We start from the raw sequence: 12177 nt of genomic DNA, 5'->3' as shown, positions 1-12177 counted from the left end.
ACTCTTTTTCATATATTCAAATTTATTACAACATCCTTGTGTTCAATACTAACATATCCATGACATTTTTCAACCAATGAAGACAAGCTTTAGAATGATTTATCTTCTTTTTATTATAAAATTCTTCAAAAATTCTAAAGAATGCTCCTTTATTTTAGTGCAAAGCATACATTATACTAAATTTTATATAAAAATATTTGAAAATTTTGTATTTTTTAATATCTTACATATAAAGAAATGGCTATATTACTTATATCATTATAGTAATATAGCCATTGTATTTTTTATATATTTTATTTTTGAGATGCTAACTTTCTTATTCTTGAGATGCTAATTTTTTATAATTATTATATCTTTCTAAAGCATCCTCTTCTGTCTTTTTAAATAGATCTTCTGATATTTCTGGGAATACTTTGGCAAGTGAAGAATATCTAACTTCACCCATTAAAAATTCCCTAAAGTTTTCTTTTGGTTCTTTTGAATCTAGTGAAAATGGATTCTTAACTCCTTTTAATGTAGGATTATATCTATAAAGACTCCAATATCCACATTCAACTGCTTTCTTTTCTTCCTCTTGAGAATTTGACATTCCGATTTTTATTCCATGACTTATACAAGGTGCATAAGCAATTATTAATGACGGTCCATCATATGCCTCTGCTTCTGCTATTGCTTTAAGTGTTTGATTTTTATCTGCGCCCATAGATATTTGTGCAACATATACATAACCATAAGTCATAGCAATCATACCTAAATCTTTTTTCTTAGTTCTCTTTCCTGATGCTGCAAATTTAGCTATTGCAGCTGTTGGTGTAGATTTAGAAGATTGACCTCCTGTATTTGAGTATATTTCTGTATCAAATACTAATATATTTATATTTTCTCCCGATGCAATAACATGATCAAGTCCTCCAAAGCCTATATCATAAGCCCAACCATCTCCACCAAATATCCATTGAGATCTCTTAACTAAGAATTCCTTATCCTTTAATATAACTTTTGCAAATTGATTATTTTCTTTTTCAAGTACTTCTATAACTTTATTAGACCTATCTCTACTTCCTTCACCACAGTCTTTATGTTCTAACCAATCTTTTAATACTTCTTTTGCATTATGAGGCATATCAGATTTCAAAGCAAGTTCAATATTATTAGCTATTCTTTCTCTTATAGCTTTAACTCCTAAATACATACCGTATCCAAACTCAGCATTATCTTCAAATAATGAATTTGCCCATGCCGGACCATGTCCTTGTTGATTTTTTGTATAAGCTGTAGCAGGTGCTCCTGCAGCCCAAATTGATGAACATCCTGTAGCATTTGCTATCATCATTCTATCACCAAACAATTGAGTTACAAGTTTAGCATATGAGGTTTCTCCACAACCTGCACAAGCTCCTGAGTATTCAAGAAGTGGTATTTCAAATTGACTTCCTTTTACAGTATTTTTATTCATAGGATTTTTATTAGTTACTTTTTCGACTGTATAATTCCAAACTTCTATTTGTTCATGTTGAGAAGCTTGAGGTTTCATAACTAATGCTTTTCCTGGTGCTGGACATACTTCAGCACAATTTCCACATCCTGTACAATCAAGAGGGGTTACTCCTATTGAATAATATAATTTTTCATCACTCTTTAAAGCTTTTGGCTCAACAAGTTTAATAGATGATGGTGCTTTTAATTTTTCTTCATCATTTAATAAAAATGGTCTTATTGTAGCATGTGGACACACATATGAACATTGATTACATTGTATACATTTTTCTGGTAGCCATTCTGGAACATTCACTGCAATTCCTCTTTTTTCATAAGCAGTAGTTCCTGCCATAAATGTACCATCTTCAATATTATGCTTTACAAAAGTTGATACTGGTAAAGAATCACCTTCTAATCTATTCATAGGATTTACTATTTCCCTTATAAAATCAGGTAACTCTTCATTATGTTCTTTTTTATCATCTATAACATTTTTCCATCCAAATGGTATTTCAATTTTTATTACACCTTCAACGCCAGCATCAATAGCATCATGATTCATTCTAACTACTTTTTCGCCTTTTTTACCATATGTATTTACAACAGCTTCTTTTAAATACTTAACTGCATCTTCAACAGGTATAATGTTTGTTATTTTAAAAAATGCAGATTGCATTATCATGTTTATTCTTCCACCAAGTCCGATATCTTGAGCTATCTTAATTGCATTTATTGTATAGAATTCTATATCATTTTCTGCTATAAATTTCTTCATACTTGCAGGTAATTTTTCTTCTAATTCTTCTTTATTCCATATTGTATTTAATAAGAATCTAGAATTTTTCTTCAATCCTTTTAATACATTGTATTTATAAACATATGATTGATTATGACAAGCAATAAAATCTGCTTTATCTATTAAATATCTTGATTTTATAGGTTCTTTACCAAATCTTAAATGAGATACCGTAATACCACCAGATTTTTTAGAATCATAATCAAAATATCCTTGAGCATACATATCAGTATGATCTCCTATAATTTTTATAGCACTTTTATTTGCACCTACAGTACCATCTGATCCTAATCCCCAAAACTTACAAGAAGTAGTTCCTTCTGGTATAGCATCTACTCCCTTGTGTGGCTTCAATGATTTATTTGTTAAATCATCAGTTATTCCTATTGTAAAGTCATTTTTTGGTTCATCATTAAGTAAGTTATCAAAAACAGCAGCGATATGTTCAGGTGTAGGGTCTTTAGATCCTAATCCAAATCTACCTCCAACAACAATAGGAGCGTCTTTTTTACCATACAAACTTCTAACTACATCTAAATATAAAGGTTCTCCTATTGATCCTGGTTCTTTAGTTTTATCTAAAACAGCAATTTTCTTAACACTTTCTGGTATTGATTTTAATAATTTCTCTACTGAAAATGGTCTATATAATCTAACCTTTACTAAACCTACTTTTTGTTTATTATTATTTAAATAATCAACTGTTTCTTCTATTACATCATTTACACATCCCATTGATATTATTATTCTATCAGCATCTTTTGCACCATAATAATCAAAACAATGATATTCTCTACCTGTAAGCTTAGTTATTTCATTCATATACTCCTCTACTATATATGGAATATCATCATAAGATTTGTTTACTGCTTCTCTTGTTTGAAAATATATATCTGGATTTTGAGCTGTACCCCTAGTTACTGGATGATTAGGGTTTAATGCATTCTTTCTAAATTCATCAATTGCATTATAATCAACGAGTTTAGCTAATTCATCTTGCTCAATAACTTCAATTTTTTGAATTTCATGAGATGTTCTAAATCCATCAAAAAAATTCACAAATGGTATTTTTCCTTTTATAGCTGCTAAATGTGCAACTCCTGATAAATCCATAACTTCTTGTACAGAAGTTTCTGCAAGCATAGCAAAACCTGTTTGTCTTGCTGCCATAACATCTTGATGATCTCCAAAAATATTTAATGAAGATGTAGTAAGTGCTCTGGCTGATACATGCATAACACAAGGTAATTTTTCTCCAGCTATTTTATACATGTTAGGTATCATAAGTAATAATCCTTGTGATGCTGTATATGTTGTTGTTAATGCACCTGCTTGAAGTGAACCATGCATAGCACCAGCCGCTCCTGCTTCTGATTGCATTTCAACTATTTTAACAGACTCTCCAAATATGTTTTTTCTTCCTTGAGATGCCCATTCATCAACATGTTCTGCCATTGGTGATGAAGGTGTTATAGGATAAATAGCTGCTACTTCTGTAAATCCATAAGACATATGTGCTGCAGCAGTATTTCCATCCATAGTTTTAGTTCTTCTCATCTTATCTACCTCTTTTGCTTAATTATTTATTAAATATGAAAAATGTATTTTCTTAAAAACTTAATTTTAACCTCTATATTCTTTTATAGTATTTGAAAAAAATTAAGTATTATGTACATTTTTCAACTTATAAAAAATCATCAAAGCAAAACTTTAGAAGGATAATATGAAAAGGTATTTAAAATAGAACAACTATTTTAAATACCTTTTCATATTGTTAGATTTTATTTTAAATTACTTAGTCTAGCTTTATTTATGCATATATCAACACCATGCCAAAATATAGTCTTTTATTAAATTATTAAAATTATAATACTAAAACCCTAACTACATTTTCAGTACATCTTTCTAAATTTTCTTTTCCTAAAGCTAATGCTTTATCTATATCAGTAACACTTGTTAAAATACCAAATATAGAATCTATTCCTTCAGGATATAAATTTTCTATACCTTTACCTATTCTTCCTGCAAAAGCTATAGTTTTAACATTTTCTTTTTTAGCAACTTTTGCTACGCCTATGGGAGTTTTTCCAAAGATTGTTTGAGAATCAATACTTCCTTCTCCTGTAAATACAAAATGTGCACCTTTTACTTTTTCACTTAAGTCTGTGTGTTTTATAACTAAGTCAATTCCTCTTTTTAGTTTTCCATTTAAAAATGCTAGTAATGCTGCGCCAAGACCGCCTGCTGCACCTGCACCTTCAGCATATGCAATATCTTTTCCTAAACATCTTTTTATCACATCTGAGTAATGTGCTAAATTAGCATCTAATTCTTTAACCACTTCTAAAGTTGCACCTTTTTGTGGGCCAAAAATAGCTGAAGCTCCTTTTTCTCCTATTAGAGGATTAGTAACATCACAAGCAACTTCAATAGTAGTATCCTTTAATCTACCATCTAAATTTGATAAATCTATATTTTCAAGATTATTTAATGCACCACCACCAAAAGAAATCTCATTTCCATTGCTATCTAAAAGTTTTCCACCTAATGCTTGAATCATTCCTGCTCCACCATCATTAGTAGCACTTCCTCCAATTCCTATAATGATATGCTTAATTCCTTTATCTAAAGCTGCTTTTATAAGCTCACCTGTCCCATAAGTTGTTGTTATAAGTGGATTACGTTCTTCTCTTTTTATTAATTGTATACCACTAGCAGTTGCCATTTCTATTACCGCAGTAGTTTTATTTCCAAGTACTCCAAAACAAGCATTTATTTTTTTGCCTAATGGATTTAATACTTCTACTTTATGTATTTCTCCATTTGTTGACTCAACTAGAGCTTCTACAGTTCCTTCTCCGCCATCTGCCATAGGAACCTTTATACATTCTGCATTTGGTATAACTTTCTTTATTCCTCTTTCCATAGCTTCACATGCTTCTTTAGAAGTCATGCTTTCTTTAAATGAATCTGGTGCTAATACAAATTTCATATTTAATTCCTCCATAAATTATGTTAGCTCTCATATTTAATAATATGTACTTAAAGTATTATTCCAAATATTATAGTTGATACCAATGTCATAGTAAGTCCAACCATAGCTTCATATGGAATAAGTTTCAATCTTTCATTCATATCCATATTTATACTTCCACCTGTTGAATGGAAAAAGCTTCCGTGAGGTAAACTATCTAAAACTGTTGCTCCAGCATGCATCATAGCTGCTGTTGCTAAACCTGATACACCTAATTCTAAAGCTGTTGCTCCAAATACAGAACTAGCTACTGCTGCACCTGAAGTTGTAGACGCTGTTGCTGCCGCCATAAGTATTCCTGATACTGGTGCTAATGCAAAGCTTGGTAATCCTAAAATGTTTATGCCTTGAATTATTACATCTTTTAATCCTGAATTAGAAATTATTCCAGCTAAAGTTCCTGTTCCTATTAAAAGTATAGCAACTCCACTCATTTTTCCAATCCCAAATATAGCATATTCATTCACTTTCTTAGCTTTTCCCATTGCTAAAGCTCCACATATTCCTCCAACTGGAAGTGCTATTAATGGATCTATACTTATACCAGCTATTGGTCTTAGCATAAGTAATAATATAGTTACTAACGGTCCAACTATTGCTGGTAAAAAATTAGGTTTTTCTTCTGACTCTTGTATTAATTCGTCTTGTTTTACAAAACTTCCTTTATTCTTTAATTTTTTAGCTATTATGCATGTAATAATAACACCAAATATAGCTGGTATTATTCCTGCCATCATTACATTAGTTAGTGATACTCCTAAATTATCCGATACTGCTATAGTATTAGGGTTTGGAGACATTATATTACCGGCCTTACCACCACCTACCATAGCTAATAAAATTGATGTTTTACTTAAGTTTGCTCTTTTTGCAATAGCTAAAGCTATTGGTGCTACTGTTATAACGGCTACGTCTATAAATACACCAACCATAGTTAAAACCATAGTTGCTATTGTTAAAGAAATTAAAGCTTTTGACTCTCCCATTTTCTCTACAATGGATTCTGCAATTTTAGTTGCTGCACCAGATTTTATTAATACCCCTGCTAACACCCCTGCAGTAAGTATTCTTAATATAGCTGGCATCATATTTTTAGCACCTGTAATCATTAAATCTACAGTACCTGTTAAACCAGCTCCTCCTACAAGCCCTCCCACTAAGGCCCCAATTATTAGTCCATATGCTGGATGTACTTTTTTTATAATTAATATAATTGCAATAATTAATGCTATTACTGCACCCAAAGCTGTAACTGTAACTTCCATTTTTATTCCCTCTTTCTTTCAATGTAAATGTTTATATACTCTATTTAATATTGTATAGGCATGTATTTTTTTTATCTATTGTAATGTAAACGAATTTATATTCATTATTATTATGCAAACGCACAAAAATAGTCCTATTTAAAGCAAAATAGGATATAAATCAAACTCTAAGAGTTTAATTTATATCCTATATATGATGTTATTAGCTGAAATAAATCTAAATAATCATTAAATTTCAATCCAGTAACTTCTTCTATTTTTTCTAACCTATAGTTAAGTGTATTTCTATGTATATGTATTTCATTAGCTGTTTTAGCTCTTTCACCATTGTTTTTCATATAAATTAAGAACGTTTCTAATAGTTCTTTTCCCATTATTTCCTGTAATATATTACCTATAACTTCCTTTTCATAGTCCTTATTTATAAGCAAACTCATTTTATGAAAAAACTTAACTGCATCGTAAAGATATATATTCTTATCTTCATATAATTTATTTCCAATATTAAGAGCATTTACACTATCAATTAATGAATTTATTATGATACTATGAACTCTTCCGATTCCAATCTTTATTGATAATTCCTGTATTTTATCCTGAAATTTTATTATTTTATTGCTAGTTATTCTTTCACTTTTTAATAACAAAGCTATTTTATTTGAAGATATATTTATACTATATTCATTTTCTTTTAAATTCTTATCTATAAATTTATTAACTTCCTTTAATTTAGATTTATCGTATTGAACTACTATAACAAATCTTTTTATTCTAATATCTATTTCTAATGACATTCCTCTTTGAATGAATTCCTCAGTATACTCTTCATTGATATTTAGCCATTCATAAATAAATTCTTCAGTTAACTTTTGCTTTATTATATGCTGATTTAAAGTATATTCCTGAGATATTAATAATTCAGCTGTTACGCTTACTATTCTTCCAAATGGACTAACTATTTTAGGTGATCCAGTTATACCTATTACTCCCATAATTTTATTTCTAAAAAGTATTGGTATATTAACTCCTGCTTTTGTATATTCATAATCTTTAAAAACCTCAACTGCTTTTTTATTTTTTAAAGCTTCTAAAGCACCCTCATGCAAACTTCCTATTCTAGATACATCACCACTACCAATGATAACACCTTTTTCATTCATTATATTCACATTATAAGGAATAACTCCCATAACTTTATTTACTATATTCTGTGCTAATTCTTTACTTAACATAAACATCTCTCCGAACTAAAGTGCTTGAAATATAAAGTTTTCTGTAATTTATAACTTGTGTATAATCTCAGCTTTATTAAGCACTGAATTAATTATCTCATTATATATAATTACGGTGATAATATCAATAAATTATACTATGGTAAAATAATGCATTATAGAAAAGAAAGCATCTCAATATTAGATACTCTCTTTCTAATAAATCAATATACATATATCCCCTCTTTCATTACTATTTTTAAGTATACTATTTTTGCTTATTTATAGTAATTATACCATAATTTAAATATTAACTAATAATAAGCACATTTTAAGAGAGAATTCAATATTTTTTTGTAAAACTAAGAAGCTATAAAAATTAAAACATTTTTATAGCTTCTTAGTTACTTTTTCTTTTAACTTATATAATTATTGGCAAGTAGCTTTTAGGGATCAACTACTAAGAACCCTCTATTTTATAACTTACTATAAAATAGCTATAATTCTTTAATCACTTTATTCACCTTTTCTTAAATTGCTACATAAAAAAAAGGTTATAAGAAAATCTTATAACCTTTTAAATCATAAATTATCTTCTATTATTTTGTGCTTTCTTAGCTCTTCTACAAGCTGCACATCTTACAGGTTCATTATCGAATCCTTTTTCTTTGTAGAATTCTTGTTCTCCTACTGAAAATACGAATTCTTCTCCACAATCTTTACATACTAATATTTTATCTTCCATATTAAATTCCTCCTTAATTTTAAAGACTAATATTGATTTATATAATTCTCTAAAAGGAGAAATCTACATATCTATAAAAAATCTTTTTTAACAATATATTTATGATAACAGATTTTTAATTTAATTGCAAGCTTTATTTTAAATTTAATATTTTTTATAAATTAACATAATCATAACCATTCTTATCCCCTTCAGTATCTCAAAAAGCATACTCTAAAAACTTATAAATCCCTAAAAATTAATTTTCTAAAGTAAAAACTAAGTCATTATTATTTGAAAGTTGTTCATTATATAAATATCCTTCTAAATCAAATTTCTTTAAATCATTTATATTATTAATTTTATTTTTCATTATAAATGAAGTCATAAGTCCACGAGCTTTTTTAGCTTTCATAGTTATTATTTTATATTCACCATTTCTATACTCTTTAAATATAGGAGTCACAATATTTACTGATGTATCTAATATATCTATTCCTTCTATAGATTTAAAGTATTCGTAAGACGCTAGATTTACTAATATATTATTACCAGTAGATTTTATATCTTCTATTATTTTATGTTTTAATTTATCCTCCCAATAATCATATAAGTTTTTATAATTATCAAAAGAAAGTTTTGTTCCCATTTCTAATCTATAGGGATTTACTCCATCGAATGGACTTAAAACACCATATAAACCAGATAAAATCCTTAAATGCTCATTAGTATAAAATAAGTCTTCAATATTAAAACTTCCAACATCTATTCCTCTAAAAACTTCCCCTTTAAAAGCGATCAAACATTGTCTTGCATTATCAAAAGATTCATTCCAAACTTCGAATCTATCTTTATTTAATAATGATAATTTATCACTTGTTTTCATTAGATTCCCTAATGAATAAGAATCATATTTTTTTAATTCGTCTACTAAGGTTCTAGCTTCTTTTAAAAATTTTGGACTTGTCATTGGTAAAGTTTCATTTGTCTTATTAAAATCCAGCGTTTTAGCTGGAGAAATAACTACTAACATAATTTTTCTCTCTCCTTATAAGTAATTATAAGCCACTTGTTGGGCATTTTTATTAAATATATTTTTAATTATAAATGTTTTGATATTAACTATCAACTAACAATAATTTTCTTTTCAAATACAATCAATTCTTTAATAATACCTAGTTAAAAGTATATAAACATTTAATTATACTTTGAAACGTTTGGAGCATAACTCATTATAATTAGTAAGTAAAAATTTTGTCACAATTTATTTGTGTCAAATTAAAGTTAAAATTATAAATTATTAAGAGGAGTAATTTTATCTAAAGGAGAGACGATGGTAAAAGAACCAAGAGATTGCATAGATGCTGGTACTGAATATTGCCCTTGCAAGTTAGCAGAAACTGGTGAATGTTTAATATGTTCTCAGCTACAAGGGGAATGTTTTTGTGATTGTTTAAATTGGAAAGGAGTTTGTATATATCAAGAATTATTTAATAATGGTAATAAGGCAAAAGAGGGACGAAAAAGTTACAGCTGTCTAATTAAAGATATAACCAATTTTAATGATGAAGTTGTAATGATTAAATTTGAAGCGCCACATAAATTAGCATTAGATTTAGTTAAGCCAGGAAGTTATATATTTGTAAGTCAAAATGAAAATAAATATTTTGATGTACCTATTTCCATTATGGAATCTGATATAGAAACAAACATTATAACAATATTAATAGAAGTTAGAGGAATAAAAACTAAAAGCATTTTAAATTTGAAAGCAGAAGAAAACATAATTATTAGAGGCCCTTATTGGAATGGAATTTTTGGTATTAAAAATATAACTTCTCAAAAAGGAGGTAAATCATTAGTACTAGCACGAGGTATAGGTGTAGCTCCAATGATGCCAGTTATAAGAAAATTACTTTCTCAAGATAATGAGGTGAAAGTTGTTATAGATAAAACACCATTTACAGATGATTTTTCTAATGAATTATTATTAAAATATTCTGTAGAGGCAAGTGAGAATGAATTACTTGATAAAGGAAAACTTTCTGATCATTGTAAGGTTATCATAAAAGAAGCCTTAAAAGATGGGGTTAATTATATTCATATCGCTGGAGCTGACATTTTTACCTACGAGGTTATTGAATATTTAGATAAATTAGATAGAAAAGATGTTTTATTGTCTTGTTGTAATAATTTTAAAATGTGCTGTGGTGAAGGAATTTGTGGAGCATGTACAGCAAGATTCTCTGGTCATAGAGTAAGAAGATTTTGTAAGGAGCAAGCTGATCCAAGAAGTATATTTGAAGGGAGAAGATTTATATGAAGGTTGTTATTATTGGAGGAGGTTGGTCTGGATGTGCTGCAGCAATCAGTAGTAAAAAAGCAGGAGCTGATGTTGTTATAATAGAGAAAACAGATCTTCTACTCGGCTTAGGTAACGTTGGTGGAATAATGAGAAACAATGGAAGATATACTGCATCTGAAGAACTTATTGCTTTAGGTGGCGGAGATTTAATAAAAATTACTGATAGGGTATCAACTCATAGAAATATAGATTTTCCAGGCCATAAACATGCTACTTTATATAATGTAAATCTTATAGAAGGAGAAGTAAGAAAATATTTAATTTCATTAGGAATAGAAATATTAATAGAAAGTAGAGTTAACGATGTTAAATTTGATGGAAATAAAATTCATGGTGTTTATTTAAGTGATGGAACCTATATTAAAGGTGATGTATTTATAGAGACAACAGGAACAACAGGACCTATGGGAAATTGTTTGCGTTACGGAAATGGTTGTTCAATGTGCATTTTAAGATGCCCAGCATTTGGTCCTAGAATTAGTATTAGTGAAAGATGTGGAGTTGCTGATATTCAAGGAGAAAGAGATGATGATGTGCTAGGTGCATTCTCAGGCTCTTGTAAATTAGCGAAAGAAAGTTTATCTGAAGATATTAAAAATAAATTAGATAAGGACGGTGTCGTAGTATTACAAATTCCTAAAGAAGACGTTAATTATGGAAAGCTTAGCACTAAAGTTTGTCAACAATATGCGTTAAAAGAATTTGCTGAGAATGTAGTTCTTCTTGATACAGGTCATGCCAAACTTATGACTACCTATTATCCACTAGAAAAATTGAGAAAAATAAAGGGATTAGAATATGCTAAATATGTTGATCCATATGCAGGTAGTAAAGGAAATTCAATTAGATATTTATCAGTAGCACCTAGAACAAATGATTTAAAAGTTGTAGGAGTAGACAATTTATTCTGTGCTGGAGAAAAGAGTGGTCTTTTTGTTGGCCATACAGAAGCTATATGTACCGGAACATTATCTGGGCATAATGCAGTTAGGCTTATTATGGGTATGCCTCTTCTAATATTACCTTCTTCTATTGCAGTAGGTGATATTATAAGTTTTGCAAATGAAAAAGCTAATACAAGGGAAGGAAGAAAGAATAGATATACTTTTGCAGGAGCAGGATATTTTAAGAGAATGCAAGAATTAGGTCTGTATACAACTAATATTGATGAAATAAATGAACGTGTTAAAAAGGTTAATTTAGATAATATATTTGGGCAAAGATTATGTTAAAAGTTAATAGCTGACAATAATAGTCTGTTTAATTAAAAAAACTTAAATTAAACAGACTATTTTTGCTTTAA

Annotated in this window: 8 protein-coding genes; 2 read left to right on the top strand and 6 right to left on the bottom strand. The window is 28.8% G+C overall.

What is annotated here, in order from left to right; genetic code table 11:
• Window positions 1-316 precede the first annotated feature (316 nt).
• The 6 genes from nifJ to yaaA all read right to left on the bottom strand — a co-directional run bounded on the left by nifJ (window position 317) and on the right by yaaA (window position 9542).
• Window positions 317-3832, bottom strand: a complete 3516-nt coding sequence (nifJ, locus tag NG901_RS08055) for a pyruvate:ferredoxin (flavodoxin) oxidoreductase (RefSeq protein WP_252213467.1) — start codon at window positions 3830-3832, stop codon at window positions 317-319.
• 307 nt (window positions 3833-4139) lie between these two features.
• Window positions 4140-5267, bottom strand: coding sequence for a glycerate kinase family protein (locus NG901_RS08050; RefSeq protein WP_252213465.1), 1128 nt, complete (start codon window positions 5265-5267; stop codon window positions 4140-4142).
• Window positions 5268-5317: 50 nt separating this feature from the next.
• A complete protein-coding gene (locus NG901_RS08045; protein ID WP_252213463.1) occupies window positions 5318-6574 on the bottom strand; it encodes a GntP family permease in 1257 nt (418 codons plus the stop codon).
• A gap of 167 nt (window positions 6575-6741) precedes the next feature.
• Complete coding sequence (locus NG901_RS08040) at window positions 6742-7806, bottom strand: CdaR family transcriptional regulator (RefSeq protein WP_252213461.1); 1065 nt, start codon at window positions 7804-7806, stop codon at window positions 6742-6744.
• A gap of 568 nt (window positions 7807-8374) precedes the next feature.
• Window positions 8375-8530, bottom strand: a complete 156-nt coding sequence (locus tag NG901_RS08035; protein ID WP_003372027.1) for a zinc-ribbon domain-containing protein — start codon at window positions 8528-8530, stop codon at window positions 8375-8377.
• Window positions 8531-8768: 238 nt separating this feature from the next.
• Window positions 8769-9542, bottom strand: coding sequence for a peroxide stress protein YaaA (yaaA, locus tag NG901_RS08030; protein ID WP_252213459.1), 774 nt, complete (start codon window positions 9540-9542; stop codon window positions 8769-8771).
• Window positions 9543-9842: 300 nt separating this feature from the next.
• Here yaaA and NG901_RS08025 point away from each other — a divergent pair, with 300 nt between their 5' ends.
• Entirely contained in the window at window positions 9843-10832 is a 990-nt protein-coding gene (locus NG901_RS08025; protein WP_252213457.1) for a sulfide/dihydroorotate dehydrogenase-like FAD/NAD-binding protein, read from the top strand.
• A complete protein-coding gene (locus NG901_RS08020; protein ID WP_252213455.1) occupies window positions 10829-12106 on the top strand; it encodes an FAD-dependent oxidoreductase in 1278 nt (425 codons plus the stop codon). Before NG901_RS08025 ends, NG901_RS08020 begins: the two co-directional genes overlap by 4 nt.
• Window positions 12107-12177: the final 71 nt, after the last annotated feature.

The sequence above is a fragment of the Clostridium sp. CMCC3677 genome (assembly GCF_023845585.1).
Classification (GTDB): domain Bacteria; phylum Bacillota; class Clostridia; order Clostridiales; family Clostridiaceae; genus Clostridium; species Clostridium aquiflavi.
This window is presented reverse-complemented; position numbering and strand designations above follow the sequence as displayed.